The organism is Microbacterium sp. Soil_C_42, from assembly GCF_057656735.1.
The window spans coordinates 16,467-32,880 of sequence record NZ_JBDGJU010000016.1 but is presented as its reverse complement, the minus strand read 5'-3'; the positions used below and the strand labels follow the sequence as shown (position 1 = coordinate 32,880).

Sequence of the window (16,414 nt, the reverse complement as noted above, 5' to 3'; positions counted from 1 at the left end):
AGCGAGGCCTCTCGCCACCGATGCGGCCGGGAACGAGGCATCCATGAATCGCATCACACCGACCGCGCGCCGCGTGCTGATCGTCGCCGGCGCGCTGCTGCTCGTCAGCTGGGCGCTGTTCACGATCGTGGTGCTGCCCGCGGACTATCAGGCGGGGACGTCCACCTTCGGGATCGGTCTGGCCGTCACCGCTTTCGTGCTCGGCATGCGCCATGCGTTCGACGCTGACCACATCGCCGCCATCGACAACACCAGCCGCAAGCTGGTGGACGACGGGAAGGACCCTTCGAGCGTCGGCCTGTGGTTCGCGCTGGGGCATTCCACCGTCGTGCTGGTCGCGGTCGGTCTCGTCACCGCCGGTGTCGGAGCGCTGACCGCCCAGATCGGGGCGGAGGGTTCTCCGCTGGAGATCTTCACCGGCGTCTGGGGCCCGACGGTGTCGAGCATCTTCCTTCTGGCCATGGCGACGGCGAACCTGGTCATCCTCGTTCGGCTTCTCCGTCGCGCGCGGGGGGACGTCGCCGCTGAGGGGCCCCTGCCCGGTGGTGTGATCTCGCTGCTCATCGCGCGGACCGCGGCGGCCCTGGATGCCCCGTGGAAGATGTTCATCGTCGGCCTGCTGTTCGGGTTGGGGTTCGACACCGCCTCGACGATCGCGCTGCTCCTGATCGCGGGCGGGGCGGGCATCGTCATGCCGTGGTACGCCGCCATGGTGCTGCCGCTGCTGTTCACCGCGGGGATGGTGACGTGCGACGGCCTCAACAGCATCGTCACGGCGCGGCTCTACCGCTGGTCGGCGGATCGCCCCGAGCGGCGGCGCCGCTACAACGCCGCCCTCATCCTGCTCTCGGTCACCGTCGCGTTCATCGTCGGAACCGTCGGCCTGTGCGGCGTGCTCGTCGACTCCGCCGGAGTCCAGTGGGCGCCCGTGGAGGCCATCGCGGGGACCGACCTCGATTCGTTCGGACTGATCATCGTGGGGGCGCTGCTGTTCGCCTGGCTCATCAGCTGGATCTTCGCCCGCTCGCCGCGCACGGCCGGGACTGTCGATGCGAATCGTCCGTGCTGACACCATGAGCCGCGACGGAGCGACCTCCTCGTCGCACACCGGTCGGAGGAGAGCGCGAGCCGCGCCCCGCTGAACCTGCGCGCCCCGATCCGATCGGGACGGTGCTCCGAACAACCGTCGAGCACTCGGCTCGTGGATGGGGGTGCACGGTGACCGTACGTCGCCCGCGCAGGTTCCTCGCGCTGGCCGCGCTCGCCGGCGTGGTCAGCGCGACGGTCTTCCTCGCGGCTGCCGAAGTGCTCGCTCTCGCGGTGGCCCCGGATGCCAGCCCGATCCTGGCCGTCGGATCCTTTGTGATCGACGTCGTTCCGCAGCCGCTCAAGGAACTCGCCATCTCCACGTTCGGCGAGTTCGACAAAGTCGCCCTGCTGGCGGGACTCGGGCTCGCGGTCATGATCGCCTCCGCGATCGCGGGGGTGCTGCAATTCGTGCGGCCGCCCCTCGGCGTCGTCGCGCTCGGTGTCGCCGGGGCGCTCTCTGTCGCGGCGATCGTGACACGGGCCGGCGCCACCCCGCTCGCGTTCCTGCCGCCGGTGATCGGAGCGGTCGCGGGTTCGATCGTGCTGGTCGTGCTCTGTCGGCGCCTTCGCGGATGGCGGAGTTCGATCGTTCCGCCGGAGCCTGGTGAGCAGGCGAGCACGAGTCGCCCGGGTGTGGATCGGCGCCGGTTCTTCGTCATCGCCGGTATCGCCGGTGCGTCCGCGGTGATCGCCGGCGTGACAGCGAGAGCCGTGAGCATGGCCACCTCATCCGTCGAGGCGGTTCGGCGGGCCTTGCGCCTCCCCGCCGCACGATCGACCGTGACGGTGCCTGCGGGCGCGGAGCTCGACATCCCCGGCCTCACGCCCCTGTTCACCCCCAATGGAGACTTCTACCGCGTCGACACGGCGCTCACCGTACCCACCGTGAATCCCGACAGCTGGCGGCTGGTGGTCGACGGCATGGTCGACCGACGTGTCGAGCTCGGCTTCGAGGAGCTGCTGGCGATGGGGCTGGACGAGTACGCGATCACGCTGACCTGTGTGTCCAACGTGGTCGGCGGCGAGCTCGTCGGAAACGCCATGTGGCTGGGCGTGCCGGTGCGCGACGTCCTCCGCCTCGCCGGGCCGCGATCCGGCGCCGACATGGTGCTCTCCCGCAGCGTCGACGGCTACACCGCCAGCACCCCGCTGTCTGCGCTCACCGACGACGGGCTCGACGCGATCCTCGCCGTGGCGATGAACGGCGAGCCGCTGCCACTCGAGCACGGATTCCCCGTCCGGATGGTGGTGCCTGGTCTCTACGGCTACGTCTCGGCCACAAAGTGGCTGACCGAACTCAAAGTCACCACGTTCGCGCAGGACGAGGCCTACTGGACGCCCCGCGGCTACAGCGCGCAGGCGCCGATCAAGTTCTCGTCGCGGATCGACACCCCGAAGATCGGCAAGCCGGTCGCGGCGGGCCGCATCCCGATCGCCGGCGTCGCATGGGCGCAATCCGTCGGCATCCGAAGTGTCGAAGTGCGCATCGACGACGGCGACTGGCAGCCCGCGACGCTCTCGACTCCGATCAACACCGACACGTGGGTGCAGTGGTTCCTGGAATGGGATGCCGCACCCGGAACTCATTACGTCTCGGTGCGGGCGACGAACAAGAACGGCGAGCTGCAGCGCGAAGAGGTGGCACCCATCGCGCCGAACGGGTCATCGGGCTGGCAGAGGTCCCTCATCTCCGTGAGCTGATGCGGGGTACCGGTCTGGCCGCGCGCAGAGACAGCGCGGTGAACGACGTTCGGAGGGCACGAACTCAGTCTAACTGATTTTGAGAATCGTTCTCATTAACGCTACGGTCGTCGCTTGTGCTGCCCGACCGATCTGTCCCGTTGACCGCCATGCTCACGCTCGCCACGCTCGCACTCGCCGGCTGCGCGAGCGCCGAGGCCGACGCGCCCGCCGCGAGTCCCGCATCCACCGGCCATGGCGCCGTGGCCAGGGCGACCGAGATGAACGAGCCTCCGCTGGCCGTGGTGACGATCGACCCGGGCGGCACCGTGCGTCAGCTCGATCTGCTCGACGAGTCCGTCGCGGAGCTCGGCGATGTGCCGGTGGCGTCTCGCGCGAGCAGCGACGGCCGCTATGTCTTCGCCGACGGCGGCGACGGGCTCTCGATCGTCGACAGCGGCCGGTGGACGTGGGACCACGTCGACCACTCTCACTACTATCTCGCCGCACCGAAGATGCTGGGCGAGGTGCCGGGCCGCGGGCCTGCGACCGTGGCGACGACCTCGTCCTCGACCACCGGCGGCACCGGGGTCTTCTTCGCCGACAGCGGCGATGCGGTGCTCCTCGACACCGCGGCGATGTCGAAGGGCGAACTCGTCGAGCGATTCCGCCTGGAGGTCGACCCCCACGACGGAATGGTCGTGCCGATCGGCGGGTACGCGCTGGTGACACAGCCGCAGGCCGGGGTGGCGGCATCCGTCTCGGTTCTGGATGAGGATGGGATGCCGCAGCCCGGCGCCACTGCCGACTGCGCCGATGCGCGGGGCACTGTCACGACCCGTGTCGGTGCGGTCATCGGATGCGCCGACGGCGCCCTCCTGGCGACCCTCGTCGACGGCGGTGTCGAGCTCGAGCGCATCCCGTACCCCGCGGGCACGACGGCTCCGCCGGCGACGGCGTTCGCGGGACGGGACGGCCGGCCCACGGTCGCAGGGCCGGCGGGAGACCGGGCCATCTGGCTGCTCGACACTCGCGAGCGCACCTGGACGCTGCTTGCGGTCGACCGGCCGATCGTGCAGGCGACCGCCGTCGACGACGAGGCCCAGCACGTGCTCGCGCTCGCCGAGGACGGGCGGGTGCTGGTGTTCGACGGGAAGACGGGGACGTTGCTGTCGCAGACCGCGCCGCTGGTCGCGGACTCGCTCGCGACGGATGCCGGCAGCCCGACGCTCATCGCCGGCCAGGCCCACGCCTACCTCAACGGGCCGGCGGAGCAGGTCGTCTACGAGATCGACTTCGCCGACGCCGCCCGCATCTCGCGGACCTTCGCGACGCCGACGGAACCCGCCCTGTTCGCGGCGACCGGTCGATGAGCCGGCGGGTGCCCGCAGCGCCCGCCGCCCTGCTGCCGGCTGGGCTCGCAGCATCCGTCCTCGCAAAGGCGCGGAGGACTGCTTGACCATGATGCGCGAGAACTCGCAGCGCATCACCACCGGGCTCACGCGGTGAGCCCCACCAAGAAAGAGGAGCACCCCATGCGCACACGCACGATGCGTCGCGCCGGCCTGATCGCCGTCGCCGCCGGTGCCGTCGCGACCCTCGCGGCCTGTTCATCCACCCCCGCGGCGCCCGTCGACGCCGGAGCCGAGGCGCCGAGAGCCACCGCGGCAGGGCCACGGATCGCGCTCTCGTACGAGGGCGGCATCCTCGTGCTCGACGGCGAGACCCTCGAGCCGGTCGCCGACCTCCCTTCCGAGGAGTTCACGCGCCTCAACCACGCCGGTGACGGCCGCCACGTGCTGGTCACGATGAGCGAGGGCTTCCAGGTGCTCGACACCGCGGCGGGGAGCGCCGACGAGCCGGAACTCACCGATCTGATCTTCGCTGCCGACACCGCGGGCCATGTCGTCCGCCACGGCGGCAAGACGATCCTCTACGCCGACGGCACGAGCGACACCACCATCTTCGACACCGATGCGCTGCTCTCAGCCGACGACGAGCTGCCCGCCGCCGAGACAGTGCCCGGCGCCGAGGCGCACCACGGCGTCTCGATCGTCCTCGAAGACGGCACCTTCCTCACGACCGTGGGCGGCGCCGACGGTCGCACCGGCATCTCGGCGAGCGATGCCTCCGGCGCAGTGATCGCCACGAGCGACGCCTGCCCCGGCGTGCACGGCGAAGGGACCGCCGCCGACGAGGCCATCGTCTTCGGCTGCGAGAACGGCGCACTCCTCTACCGCGACGGCGAGATCCTCAAGCTCGACGCCCGCGACCAGCCCTACGGCCGCATGGGCAACGCGTACGTCAGCGAGACGAGCCCGCTCGTCGTCGGCGACTACAAGAACGACCCGGATGCCGAGGGCTACCTCCTCGACGCGGTCACGGTCATCGACACCGAGGCCGGCACCCTCGACGTCGTCGACCTGCCCGACGGCGTCGAGTACACGTTCCGCGACATCGCCCGCGGGCCCGAGGACCTCGCCTACATCCTCGCGAGCGACGGATCCATCCACGTCTTCGACCCCGCCACCGGCGAGATCACCGACGCGTTCCCCGTGATCGAGGCATGGGAGGGTCCCGCCGAGTGGCAGGACCCGCACCCGGCGATCGTCGTCCTCGGCGACATCGCCTATGTGACCGAGCCGGCCACGGACACGATCCACGCCGTCGACGTCACGACCGGCGAGATCGTGGCGTCGACGACGCTCGACGTCACACCGAACGAGATCGCGGTCGCCGCCGGCTGATCCACGGCGAGGGCGGGCTCGACGTCCGCCCTCGCAGTCCATGTCGTCCACTCGGAGGGCCGGCGTGGTTCGCGGAGGTCATCGGGCCCAGATCGCGACCACCGACGCGATGAAGGCCGGAAGCGCCGCGAGCATTGCGATCGCGAGCAGGATCCATCCGATGATGACCCCCACCCTCGACGCGCGGGCTGCGAGCAATGCCGGCAGCAAGCGGGGGAATGCCAGCGCGACGAGTCCGGCCAGAGCGAGCAGGACTCCGAGCGGCCACAGCACGACCGCCGGGAGCAGTGGGACGGTCGTCGCCGGCCAGTTGCGTCGCGACATGAGCGGAAGGCTGCGACTCAATCGCCCCGCGACTGCAGCGAGGAACGCGCCCTGCAGCACGGCGAGCCCGGCGAAGAGGAGAACCGCGAGCCATCCAGGCCCGACGATGTCGAAGTCGATGTTGTCGGAGCGCAGAGGATCGACGAAGGGCGACACCGTCACCAGCAGCAGAGCACCGAAACCCGGGCCCCGCAGTCGACCCGGAGGAAGCCACGGCTCGACGAGGAGATACAGCAGCGCCGATGCGAACGCGAACGGCACCGCGCCGAAGAGAAGATAGGCGAGCGTCCCCTCCCATGTGATGAACCCGACGAGCTCCCCCGCTTCCGTGAGCCGCCCCCTGGCCCGCGGCGAGGTGACAGCCAGCAGACGCATCACCAGCCGCCCGCCCGCGCCGGTCACGAGGATGCTCGAGGCCGTGGCCGCGACCAAGAAGACCGACACCCACCACACGTAGTAGCGCAAGCCGGCGCGATGAAGTCGTGTGGGTGCATCCGACCCGGGAAAGTGCGGCACGGTGAGCCGCTCGCCATTCCACAGGATCGCGAGCGCCACCCCCGTGATCAGCAGCGCCCCGCATACGATCACCAGGATCATCTGACACCCGCCTCACACGCAGGAACCGGCTATCGCGAAGCTACTCCCGCGCGCCCTGTCGCCGGTAGTGCACGCGCGCACGCTCCTCCGCCGTGGGCTGCGGCCGACCACAGCAGGACCGGGCGTCGCGGAAGGCGCTCAGCCGATCCCCTGCTCGGGCACCACGGCCGTGACGATCGTGTCGACGATCGCCGCGATGGCATCGGCGCCCAGCAGTTGCGGCATCGTGAGGTGGTCGAGCAGCAGTCCGCTCATCGCAAGATAGAGCACGAGAGCGGTCGACCGGTCCCCCGGGAAGCCGTGATCGACGTGGTCCGACGTCGCGATCGCGAGGTTGCCGGCGAACTGCCGGGTCACGGTCGGCGCGACGTGCGGATTGCGGGTCGCCTCGAGCCGCAGTTCGAAGAGCGCGAGGTGCGCGGCGCGATCGGCGAGGGCTCGTTCGACGAGCCACATCATCAGCCCTCGCTCGCTCTCCCGGGTCGGTTCCACGGACATGCGCTCGGCGGCCTCGCCGGGGTCGGGAGCGAGCCGGACGAAGACGTGCTCGGCGAGCTCGGCCAGCAGCTGGTCACGCGACGCGAAGTAGTTGGACGCGGTGCCCGTCGGCACCGCCGCCGCGCGGTCGACGGCACCGAACGTGAGGCCACGGCCGCCCTCGGCCGCGATCACCTCGACCCCGGCATCCAGCAGGTGGCGCCGCCGCTCCACGTTCCTCACCATGGCAGATCCCCGCTCTCATTCTCAAACCACTTTGGATATAGTGGATACCGTACTCCAACTCTAGGGACCCATGCGAAACCTCACGTACTACATCTCCCTCTCCATCGACGGCTTCATCTCCGGCCCCGACGACGAAGTCGACTTCTTCCCCGGCTCCGACGAATACATGGCGTGGATGGTGGGCGACTACGGCGACGCCCTGCCCACGCACGCACGCGAACAGTTGGGCATCTCGGATTCCCCGCTCACGCGGTTCGACACGATCGTGATGGGTCGCCGCACCTACGAGCCCGGGCTCCAGCTCGGGATCACCTCGCCGTACGCGCACCTGCGCCAGTTCGTCGTCTCCCGCGGCCTCGAACAGCTCGACCCGGCGGTCACGATGGTCGCGAGCGATCCGATCGCCGCCGTGCGCGCCCTGAAGCAGGAGGACTCGCCGCTCGACATCTACCTCGCCGGCGGCGGCGTGCTCGCCGGACAGCTCCTCGACGAGATCGACCGGCTGGTCATCAAGCGGTACCCGGTGGTGGCCGGTGCCGGCAGACCCGCCTTCGGCCCCGAGTTCAGCCCCACCGCGTTCGCGCTCGACGAGGTGCGCTCGTTCGAGGGCGGCAACGTGGTCGAGTGGTACACCCGGATTCGAACGGATGCCGCGTGAGTATCGCCTTCGACATCCGCCACCTCGGCGGCACTCAGGAGATCGAGCTCTTCAACCGCATCCCGTACGCCCTGAACGACGAGATCGCCGACGACCTCGAGCAGGGGCGCCGGCGGGTCGAGTGGACCTGGCTCGCGATCCGCGAGGACCGCCTGCTGGGACGACTCGCACTCTGGATCCCGTCAGGTTCGACAGCTGCCACGCAGTTGGACCTCTTCGACCTCGACGACGCTCTCTCCGACGCCGAGGAGCGCGAGGTCGGGGCGGCGCTGCTCGAAACGGCGCACCGCGAGGTGATCGCCGGTCAGGAGGCACCGCCCGAGTTCGCCCGCTACCTTCCGGCCGACTGGCGCGAGCACCCGGCCGAGCGACGCGCGACCGAGACGATCATGGCCCTGCTCGAGGCATCCGGCGCCCGATTCGTCGTCGAGCGGCTCCGCCTCCAATGGGAGCCGAGAACAGGAGTCCCCGCCCCGGATCCCCGCCTGACCTTCCGCGACTTCGGGGGCGACGACGAGGTGCTCGACCTGACGACGCGCGCCCTCACCGGCACGCTGGACGCGCACAGCCGCAGCGAGCTCGGGCACGCCTCGCCGCACGAGGTCGCGCGCGCCCAGTTCGACGAGGAATTCGCGCGGTACACGACGCCCCGGCAGTGGTGGCGGGTGGCCGTCGACGCCGCGGGCGAGGCCGTCGGCTTCGTCTTCCCGGCGCGCAACTCCTACCACCACATCGTCGCCTATGTGGCAGTGCTGCCCGAGCACCGCGGCAACGGCTACATCGACGGAATCCTCGCCGAAGGCACCCGTGTTCTGGCCGAGGCGGGCGCCCCCCACATCCGCGCCTCGACAGACGTCGGCAACCGGCCCATGGCGAATGCGTTCGCCCGTTCGGGCTACGGCACGTTCCAGCGGCTCATCAACATGGAATGGCACTGATCAGACCTGGAGAGCGACGCGCCGAGGTTGCGAACGGCGAGTGGACATGAACGCCGGTCTTTACGTGAAAAGAGCTTGACCAAACGCCCGTTGCGCACACGATGACCCGCAACCCGGGCGCACGCTCAGCTGCGGCAACATCTCCGGCTCCATTGCCTCGACACATGAGACACACCGTCCCAACGCCTGCCATACTGCGATCATGACAACACCTGAGTCCGTGGGGGCGGATCCGGGAGCCGGCCAGCCGGCTGCCCCTGCACCTGCACCTGCACAGCCCTATTCGCAACCCAACTACGGCACGCCGGCGCCGGACGGTGCGGCGCCGCAGCCGCCGAAGCAGAAAAAGCCGCTGAACGTTCTGGGTCTGGTCTCCCTGATCGTCGCCGGTATCGGCTTCATCTTCGCCTGCATCCCTGGCGCGCTCGTGATCGGATGGGTGCTTCTGCCCATCGGGTTCATCCTGGGCCTGGTGTCCCTATTCATCAAGGGACGCGGCAAGGGCCTCGGCATCGCCGGCCTGATCGTGTCAATCGTCGGCACCGTCGTCGGCTTTGTTGTGTTCTTCACTTTCGTCTCCGTCGCGTTCGACGACGCGTTCGGCAGCGGCGAGACCACGGTCACCACGGAGTCTGCTGAGACCGACAGCGAAGACGCCGCGGCCGAGGAGGAACCAGCCGTTGCGGAAGAAGGCACGCGAGAGAACCCCTACCCGATCGGCTCGGTCATCGAGAACGACGAGTGGCGGGTCGTGATCAACACGGTCCAGCTCGGCGCCAATGACGCCGTGCTCGCCGCCAACCCGTTCAACGAGGCACCCGACGCTGGCACCGAGTACATCATTATCAACTACACGGTCACCTACGTCGGCGCCGATGCCGACGGACAGCTGCCCGCGTTCGTTGGCGTCGACTACGTGACAGGCGCTGGCGCCACCGTCAACTCGCTCGACAAACTCCTCGTCGCGCCTGAGCCGCAGATGGCGACCATGAGCACGCTGTACAACGGCGGGTCCGCGACCGGCAACACGGCTATCCAGGTCCCCTCCCCCGTCGACGGCGTCCTCGCCGTCCGGCCAGGCATGGTCACCGACACCGTGTTTGTGGCCGTGCAGTAACTTCCCTCTTGACGACATCGCCCCCGGAAGTCCCGGGGGCGATGTCGTCCCGCGGCGGGACTCCGACTTAATCAGTGCTGAAGCCTGAGCACTGAGCGCCGCGAGGTGCGCCTCGTCAGAGTTGTGCCTATTCGGGTGACGGATACTCGTTGAATCGCGGCGTGCGCAACGTGAACTCCAGCGCCTGCAGGGGCAACGGTCCGGACCGGGCCATGTCACTCAGCGGATATGCTCTCGCCGCCTCGGGATTCGATGCGTGCGGCGAACGAAAGCGGAGCCGTGGGCGCGCATTGAGCTCGATCGCGTCCAGCCCTCGTCGACGGTGTCGGCAGCGGCGCCCGCAAGTGGGCCGCCTACCGCGCACGGGGAGATCGAACAGCTTGCGTTCCCCGTATCGGGAACCGTGTCCATGATCTAGGCGGGGCGTGGTGATTCGATTGGGTTAGTCGCACCATGTACCAGGAACGCACCGCGAAGTGGGGAAGGCTGTCGGGTGGCCGCTCACCCTCGCCGCCATCCTCTTGCTGGCCTCCTACGCCATAGAGATCATCGCCCGACCCGACGGTCTCTTACAACTGGCTCCCATCGCGGATGAGCCTGCAGTCGTCGGGCCGCGAGGAGGCAGCGGCCACCCCGGGGACTAGCACTCGTCTGCGCCGCTGGCAACCCCACCTCGATTTCATGCTCGATCACGGGTGGCGCGCATACGATTGCGCGACCGCACGACGAACGGAGACGAGAATGACCGACACCCAGGGAGACTCCGAAGCCACACAGGCGGCGCGCGACGCCGCCGAGCGAGTGCGCATGTCGGCCGCCGACGGTGCAGAATCGCTCGGCGCCACGGCGGAGCAGATTGCTGACGAGGTCTCGGCCGGCGCGCATGCCGCGAAGAGCGACGTCGCCGGAACCGTGAGCGACCTCGCAGACACGGTGAGCGAGAAGGTCGGGGACGTCGTCGATGGAGCCAAGAGCGCTGCGTCCGATGCGAAGGCTGCGGCCGGAAGAGCCGCTGATGCCGCCGTCGATGCCGCGAAGGCCGCGACCGCCAGCATTCAGGAGGTGGCCGACAACGTCGATTTCGACGGCCTTGTCGCCCAGACCAAGACGGTCGCAGCGGAGTGGACGGACAAGCTGAAGCAGACCTACCGTGAGCGTCCCGGCGTGGTGATCGCCGCAGCCGCGGGCGCTGTGGTGTTGCTGGGCGTGATCGTGCGTTCGATCGCTCGTCGCTGAGACTCACGCCTGCCTGCAGCCAAGCCGCAGCGGCTTGGTGGCCGAGGCGCTGCGTGCATGACCCCGGCTCGGCACAGACAGTCGATGCTCGAGACCCCTCCGCTTGCGTGCGGCGGCGCGACAGCGGACGCTGGTCGCGCCTGCGCGTAATTCCTCCGTCGTGGCGCGTTCACTTGCACCCCGCGCGTGGGTTCGGGAGGGTGGCAGTGGGCGTATCCGCCCGCGAGAGAGGATGACTATGGACCAGCTGGATCCCTCGGCGACCATCGCGCAGAACAATGGCGCGTTGATGTCGACGTTGCCCTTCGATGACACTGCGGATTTCGACGCGAATGCGCGGGGCTTCGTCGGCACACTGGAATCCCCGGAGGTGCGCAACGCGGCCGGTGAGGTCGTGTGGGATGCGTCGTCGTTCGATTTCGTCGAGGGTGAGGCGCCGTCGAGTGTGAATCCGAGCCTGTGGCGGCAGTCGACGCTGATGCGAACCCACGGGTTGTTCGAGCTTGCCGACCGGGTGTACCAGGTGCGTGGTCTGGATCTGTCGAACATGACACTGATCGAGACCGACAACGGCGTGATCGTCGTCGACACGCTGCTGTCGAAGGAGACCGGTGCCGCAGCCCTCGCTTTGTACCGCAAGTTCCGCGGCGAACGCCCGGTCAAGGCGGTCATCATCACCCACAGTCACGCCGACCACTACGGCGGCGTGCTCGGCGTGGTCACCGAGGAGGAGGTCGCCTCGGGGGCGGTCGAGGTCATCGCGCCCGACGGGTTCCTCGAGCACGCGGTGTCGGAGAACGTGTACGCGGGTGTCGCCATGAACCGTCGCGCCGGATACATGTACGGGGCGGCTCTCGATCGGGGCCCGCGGGGACAGCTCGGTGCCGGACTCGGGATGACGTTGTCGACGGGCGAGGTGACGCTGATCGAGCCGACCCTCACGATCACGACCACCGGTCAGACGCACACTGTCGACGGGGTGGACATCGAGTTCCAGATGGCGCCCGGCACGGAAGCGCCCGCCGAGATGCACTTCTACTTCCCGCAGCTGCGGGTGCTGTGCATGGCCGAGAACGCGACCCACAACCTCCACAACCTGCTCACCCTCCGCGGTGCGGTGGTGCGCGACCCGCACATGTGGTCGCAGTACCTGACCGAGGCGATCGAGCTGTACGCCGACCGCACCGATGTGCTGTTCGCCTCCCACCACTGGCCCACCTGGGGCACCGAGAACATCCGGACGTTCTTGGAGTCGCAGCGCGACCTCTACGGCTACATCCACGACCAGACGCTGCGACTGCTGAACAAGGGGCTCACCGGACCGGAGATCGCGGAGGTCATCGAGTTCCCGCCGGCCCTGGAGGGTTGGAGCTCGCGCGGCTACTACGGCTCGGTGAGCCACAACGTGAAGGCGATCTACCAGCGCTACCTCGGCTGGTTCGACGGCAACCCTGCCCGGCTGTGGCCGCACCCGCCCGTCGAAGCCGCGAAGCGCTACGTGAAGGGCTTCGGCGGAATCGACCAGGTCATCGCGCAGGCGCAGGCAGCATTCGACGAGGGCGACTACCGGTGGGCGGCGACCCTGCTCGACCACGCCGTCTTCGCCGAGCCGGACAACACCGCCGCGAAGGCGCTGCTGGCGGACACGTTCGAGCAGCTCGGGTATGGGGCCGAGAACGGCACCTGGCGGAACTTCTTCCTCGCCGGCGCCACCGAGCTCCGCGAAGGCAACTTCGGCACCCCGACCGAGACGAACGCACCCGGCGTGCTCGCGCGGCTGACTCCCGAGCAGTTGTTCGACGCGATCGCGATCACCGTCAACGGACCGAAAGCCTGGGATCTGCACCTCGCGATCGACATCACCCTCACTGATCTCGGCCAGTCCTTCCGGCTCACCCTCCGCAACGGGCTGCTGACATATGTCCAGAAGGCGCCGGCCGACGACGCACAACTCCGCCTGACGCTGACCAAACCGCGCCTGCTCGCCCTGTTCAACGGCGACACCACCTCCGGTGGAGCCGAGATCGTCGGCGACATCGGAGTAGTGCGGCAGCTTCAGGACGTGCTCGACCCCGGTGACAAGTCCTTCAACATCGTCACACCATGAATGCGCAGGTCCGGCGGACCACGGGCCGCCGGACCTGCCATCATGCGTCCCCGGCTGCGAGCCGTTCGATGCGTGAGCCAGGGGGCGCTGGTTCCGTCCAATCCGCGGCCTTCGGGGCGGTGAGGATGATCACGATCGCCTCGATTCCGAGCACGACGAGAGGGCCGTGTGGCCAGTAGCCCGTGGCGAGGGTGCCCGCGACGAGCAGCGGCAGGGTCAGTCCCAGCATGATCCGCACCCCCCGATGCCAGCGTGGTCCGGCCGTCACTGCGGCGAGGATGCCGGCCAGCCCGACGGCGATGAGCACGTATCCCTCTGCCCCCCACAGGAAGTGCATCGGCGCTTCTTTCGGGGTATTGAGGTAGCTGAGCGCGGTGACCGGCGCCCCGGCGATGACCAGCCATGCCATGACCGCGCCGCCCCATCCGGCTCGCCGGAGATCCGGGAGCATCGCGAGTCCGATGGCCAGGAAGGACAACGCCGACAGCGCCCCGAAGACGATGTACGGATCATGGACGGCCTCACGCGCCCAGAAGTACGCCCGGTAGTGGAAGACCCAGCTCCACAGCGGCACTCCGAACTCCGTCGCCGGGAACGGCAGGATCGCCAGCGACCACAGTCCTCCGAGGCCGGCGAGAACCGCGCGCCAGCGTCGTGATCGGTCGGCGAACATCAGACGGCGTTCCCCGGCGAGGAATCGGTCCCAGCCTGGCGCTTGCCTTGACGGGACGCGGAGTGCCTAGCCACAGCCCACTACAAGCTCAGGGCGCTCGGCAGACGCGTTTCGAAGTCGAGGATGTTGACCCACTCGGGCACGATACGAATTCGACACATCGGCCGGCCGCGGAGTTGCCCGACCCACGCTCGTCCCTGTTCCTCGCCGAAGTATCGTTCCGCCGCTGCGGCGTACTCGGGTGCGACATCATTGAGCATGTCCATCTCCGCTCGCCCTCGGATCGACAGCACTCGGTAGGGGAACGTCTCGGTGTCGATGGTGACGGCGACTTCGGGCCGGCTGCCCAACACCTTCACCTTCGGCGCGCCGGGCGGACTGGCCACGACGACGTTCTGACCGTCCCAGTGGAACCATATGGGCACGACCCGGGGCGTTCCATCGGACCAGTTGTACGCAAGCCTGGCCAGGAGCGGAGACGCGAGCAACTGCTGCGCGACCGGATCTTCCAGCAAGGACACGCCGTGCATTGAGGTGCTCATCGCCGCTCCTTTGCGGATTCCAACACCGACGTTATCGGTCGCGGTCGACGATGGCTATGGCTGGCCCCGATCACGAAGGGGACCCACGGACGTTCGATCTTCGACGCGACGGCGGGCCGCCCCCGGATCACGGTCCATGAACGCGCCGTACCCACGTCGTCAATGCGAGTCGGTGAACTGCTGAGTGGTGGGCGCTAGCGTGCCGGTGTCGGATGCTCGACCACGACGTCGCGCTGGGGGCCGTAGTTCAGTGGGGAGGCGACGAAAGCGACGGCTGCGACGAGAGCGAGCGCCGAGACGATCACGCAGATGCGTGTCATGACGGCCGGCGTGCGGGCTCCCGACAGCCTGCGCACGGCGACGAAGATCGCCCATCCGAGGAGCGCGCCCGCGGTGTTGACGATGAGGTCGGTGGTATCGAAGCTTCCGGTCGAGATGAGATGCTGCACCGTCTCCAGCACGAGGCTCGCCGCCAGCGCAGCGACGCCGGACTTCCACCACGCCCAGGACGGCGCCAGCGCAGCGGTGAAGAGACCGAACGGCACGAACAGCACCAGGTTGATCAGCAGCTCCGTCGGCGTACTTGCTCCCGCCTGTCCGCTCGGCACGAACGGCACCAGCTTGATCGGCCGGTACAGGCCCACGGCATCGCCGATCCAGGGGGCCTCGAGCTTCCAGAGCACCACCCATGCCAGCAGTGCGAGATACACCGCGAACGCGATGAGGAGGATGCCGCGGCTGCGACGCGAGTGAGGCTCGGCCGAATTGGTCACACGGCATCATCTCGCGCGACCCTCCGAACCGCCGAGCCGATTCAATCGGCGCTCACCCGCCGAGGCAAGACACTTAGGTCGATGTGCAAAGGAGGGTCGTCTACCGGTCAGTTGCGTGGTCGGCCGCATCATCGAAGCCCTCCGCCTCCGCATCCCACAGAGATCGTGCGTCTTCGGTCATCCGTTCAATGGTTCCACAACCACCACGCATCGCCCCGCGGTATGCGTTCCTCGGGGCGCAGGCCAGGCGTTCGGGTCGTCGAGCTGCGACCCCCTCTCCCTGCGAGCTGGTCTCGGGCGCACCGATGGGCGGTCCTCCAGCACGGCCACACCGAGAGTCGCGTCGGCAATCCGGCTAGGACGCCGACCTGTGTCAGCGGTCGTCGCGGGGACGGTCCTCGCTGCTCTCGGCCCCGCCGGACACGTCGCCTGCGGGTGAGGCATCACCGGCGTGTGGCTCCGTCTCCTCGACCGTGACGTCGGCCTGGTCAGGTCCCGCAGCGCTGTCGCCGTCTTCCGCTGAGCGCTCTGTGGAGGCGTGCGAGTCCACCGGCTCCGACTCGGTGCTCGTCTCTTCCAGAGAGCCACTCGTCGGCTCACCGATCTCGTCCGACGCAGCGACGGACTCAGGCTCGGCGACGGGCTCCGGCTCATCGGGAGTCTCCCCCGACGCCGCCTCATCAATCGCTCCGGGCGTGGAGTCCGCGGCCTCGGCCGCCTCGCCGCCCAGCCCGTCGCCGTCCCCCGACTCCGTGCTCTCCGGCGCCGAGGCGTCGTCCGACGCGTCCGCATCGGACGGCTGAGCAGCGTCAGCCTCATTCACGTCCGCACGCTCAGCATCCGAAACCTCCGGAGCGGATGCCACGCCGGGCTCCCCCACCTCCGGATCGGCCTCGGTCTCCGGCGCAGCAAGCTCGCCCTCCGGCTCGACCTCGGCCTCCGGCGCAGCAACGCTGGCCTCGACATCGGGCTCCACCTCGCCCGCTGGCGCGGCGACCTCGGCGTCCGCCTCCGGCGCAGCAACCCCGGCCGCGACGCCAGGCTCGACCTCGCCCGCTGGCCCGGCCTCGACCGGTGCCGGGGTCGAGTCCGACACCTCGATGTCGGGGCCTTCCTCGATCTCGGGCACGGCTACCTCGGCGGTCTCGGCAGCGGCCGAGCCGCCCACCGCACGCTGACGACGCTGCCGCCGGGTCTCGAACGCTGCACC

14 protein-coding genes are annotated in these 16,414 nt (G+C 68.9%); 9 read left to right on the top strand and 5 right to left on the bottom strand.

All coding sequences use genetic code 11. From position 1 onward, the window contains the following. Window positions 1–43 precede the first annotated feature (43 nt). The 4 genes from AC3A46_RS11325 (at window position 44) to aztD (ending at window position 5,516) form a co-directional block, all read left to right on the top strand. Complete coding sequence (locus AC3A46_RS11325) at window positions 44–1,069, top strand: HoxN/HupN/NixA family nickel/cobalt transporter (protein WP_487665263.1); 1,026 nt, start codon at window positions 44–46, stop codon at window positions 1,067–1,069. 149 nt (window positions 1,070–1,218) lie between these two features. Beyond that, window positions 1,219–2,790, top strand: coding sequence for a molybdopterin-dependent oxidoreductase (locus AC3A46_RS11320; RefSeq protein ID WP_487665262.1), 1,572 nt, complete (start codon window positions 1,219–1,221; stop codon window positions 2,788–2,790). A 149-nt stretch (window positions 2,791–2,939) separates the two neighbouring features. Then, on the top strand, window positions 2,940–4,142 hold the full coding sequence (locus AC3A46_RS11315) for an ABC transporter (RefSeq protein WP_487665261.1): 1,203 nt from the start codon (window positions 2,940–2,942) through the stop codon (window positions 4,140–4,142). Between the two features lie 162 nt (window positions 4,143–4,304). Continuing rightward, window positions 4,305–5,516, top strand: coding sequence for a zinc metallochaperone AztD (gene aztD / locus AC3A46_RS11310; RefSeq protein WP_487665260.1), 1,212 nt, complete (start codon window positions 4,305–4,307; stop codon window positions 5,514–5,516). 78 nt (window positions 5,517–5,594) lie between these two features. Here the strand turns inward: aztD and AC3A46_RS11305 are convergent, their stop codons facing one another. Further along, the gene (locus AC3A46_RS11305; protein WP_487665259.1) at window positions 5,595–6,437 is read right to left on the bottom strand and encodes a hypothetical protein; all 843 of its coding nucleotides are present in this window, start codon (window positions 6,435–6,437) and stop codon (window positions 5,595–5,597) included. A gap of 138 nt (window positions 6,438–6,575) precedes the next feature. Beyond that, the gene (locus tag AC3A46_RS11300) at window positions 6,576–7,160 is read right to left on the bottom strand and encodes a TetR/AcrR family transcriptional regulator (RefSeq protein ID WP_487665258.1); all 585 of its coding nucleotides are present in this window, start codon (window positions 7,158–7,160) and stop codon (window positions 6,576–6,578) included. A 70-nt stretch (window positions 7,161–7,230) separates the two neighbouring features. Here AC3A46_RS11300 and AC3A46_RS11295 point away from each other — a divergent pair, with 70 nt between their 5' ends. The 5 genes from AC3A46_RS11295 (at window position 7,231) to AC3A46_RS11275 (ending at window position 13,216) form a co-directional block, all read left to right on the top strand. After that, a complete protein-coding gene (locus tag AC3A46_RS11295; protein WP_487665257.1) occupies window positions 7,231–7,818 on the top strand; it encodes a dihydrofolate reductase family protein in 588 nt (195 codons plus the stop codon). Further along, window positions 7,815–8,756: a GNAT family N-acetyltransferase gene (locus AC3A46_RS11290; RefSeq protein WP_487665256.1), complete on the top strand. Its 942-nt coding sequence runs from the start codon at window positions 7,815–7,817 to the stop codon at window positions 8,754–8,756. The genes AC3A46_RS11295 and AC3A46_RS11290 overlap by 4 nt, the downstream gene beginning before the upstream one ends. Window positions 8,757–8,958: 202 nt before the next feature. Continuing rightward, the gene (locus AC3A46_RS11285) at window positions 8,959–9,873 is read left to right on the top strand and encodes a hypothetical protein (RefSeq protein ID WP_487665255.1); all 915 of its coding nucleotides are present in this window, start codon (window positions 8,959–8,961) and stop codon (window positions 9,871–9,873) included. A 591-nt stretch (window positions 9,874–10,464) separates the two neighbouring features. After that, entirely contained in the window at window positions 10,465–11,109 is a 645-nt protein-coding gene (locus AC3A46_RS11280) for a hypothetical protein (RefSeq protein ID WP_487665254.1), read from the top strand. Between the two features lie 238 nt (window positions 11,110–11,347). Next, window positions 11,348–13,216 carry an alkyl/aryl-sulfatase gene (locus AC3A46_RS11275; RefSeq protein WP_487665253.1) on the top strand — a complete coding sequence of 623 codons (1,869 nt, stop codon included), beginning with the start codon at window positions 11,348–11,350 and terminating at the stop codon, window positions 13,214–13,216. A gap of 40 nt (window positions 13,217–13,256) precedes the next feature. On the opposite strand, the gene AC3A46_RS11270 is transcribed toward AC3A46_RS11275, so the two are convergent. The 3 genes from AC3A46_RS11270 to AC3A46_RS11260 all read right to left on the bottom strand — a co-directional run bounded on the left by AC3A46_RS11270 (window position 13,257) and on the right by AC3A46_RS11260 (window position 15,204). Further along, a complete protein-coding gene (locus AC3A46_RS11270) occupies window positions 13,257–13,889 on the bottom strand; it encodes a hypothetical protein (protein ID WP_487665252.1) in 633 nt (210 codons plus the stop codon). A gap of 80 nt (window positions 13,890–13,969) precedes the next feature. Then, a complete protein-coding gene (locus AC3A46_RS11265; protein ID WP_487665251.1) occupies window positions 13,970–14,431 on the bottom strand; it encodes a pyridoxamine 5'-phosphate oxidase family protein in 462 nt (153 codons plus the stop codon). 194 nt (window positions 14,432–14,625) lie between these two features. After that, entirely contained in the window at window positions 14,626–15,204 is a 579-nt protein-coding gene (locus AC3A46_RS11260) for a VanZ family protein (protein ID WP_487665250.1), read from the bottom strand. Window positions 15,205–16,414 lie beyond the last annotated feature (1,210 nt).

What these genes read in the sequence shown, in the direction of transcription:
- AC3A46_RS11325 (WP_487665263.1), top strand. Translation starts at nt 44, where the DNA reads ATGAATCGCATCACACCGACCGCGCGCCGCGTGCTGATCGTCGCCGGC.
- AC3A46_RS11315 (WP_487665261.1), top strand. Translation starts at nt 2,940, where the DNA reads ATGCTCACGCTCGCCACGCTCGCACTCGCCGGCTGCGCGAGCGCCGAG.
- aztD (WP_487665260.1), top strand. Translation starts at nt 4,305, where the DNA reads ATGCGCACACGCACGATGCGTCGCGCCGGCCTGATCGCCGTCGCCGCC.
- AC3A46_RS11305 (WP_487665259.1), bottom strand. Translation starts at nt 6,437, where the DNA reads ATGATCCTGGTGATCGTATGCGGGGCGCTGCTGATCACGGGGGTGGCG.
- AC3A46_RS11300 (WP_487665258.1), bottom strand. Translation starts at nt 7,160, where the DNA reads ATGGTGAGGAACGTGGAGCGGCGGCGCCACCTGCTGGATGCCGGGGTC.
- AC3A46_RS11295 (WP_487665257.1), top strand. Translation starts at nt 7,231, where the DNA reads ATGCGAAACCTCACGTACTACATCTCCCTCTCCATCGACGGCTTCATC.
- AC3A46_RS11285 (WP_487665255.1), top strand. Translation starts at nt 8,959, where the DNA reads ATGACAACACCTGAGTCCGTGGGGGCGGATCCGGGAGCCGGCCAGCCG.
- AC3A46_RS11280 (WP_487665254.1), top strand. Translation starts at nt 10,465, where the DNA reads ATGAGCCTGCAGTCGTCGGGCCGCGAGGAGGCAGCGGCCACCCCGGGG.
- AC3A46_RS11275 (WP_487665253.1), top strand. Translation starts at nt 11,348, where the DNA reads ATGGACCAGCTGGATCCCTCGGCGACCATCGCGCAGAACAATGGCGCG.
- AC3A46_RS11270 (WP_487665252.1), bottom strand. Translation starts at nt 13,889, where the DNA reads ATGTTCGCCGACCGATCACGACGCTGGCGCGCGGTTCTCGCCGGCCTC.
- AC3A46_RS11265 (WP_487665251.1), bottom strand. Translation starts at nt 14,431, where the DNA reads ATGAGCACCTCAATGCACGGCGTGTCCTTGCTGGAAGATCCGGTCGCG.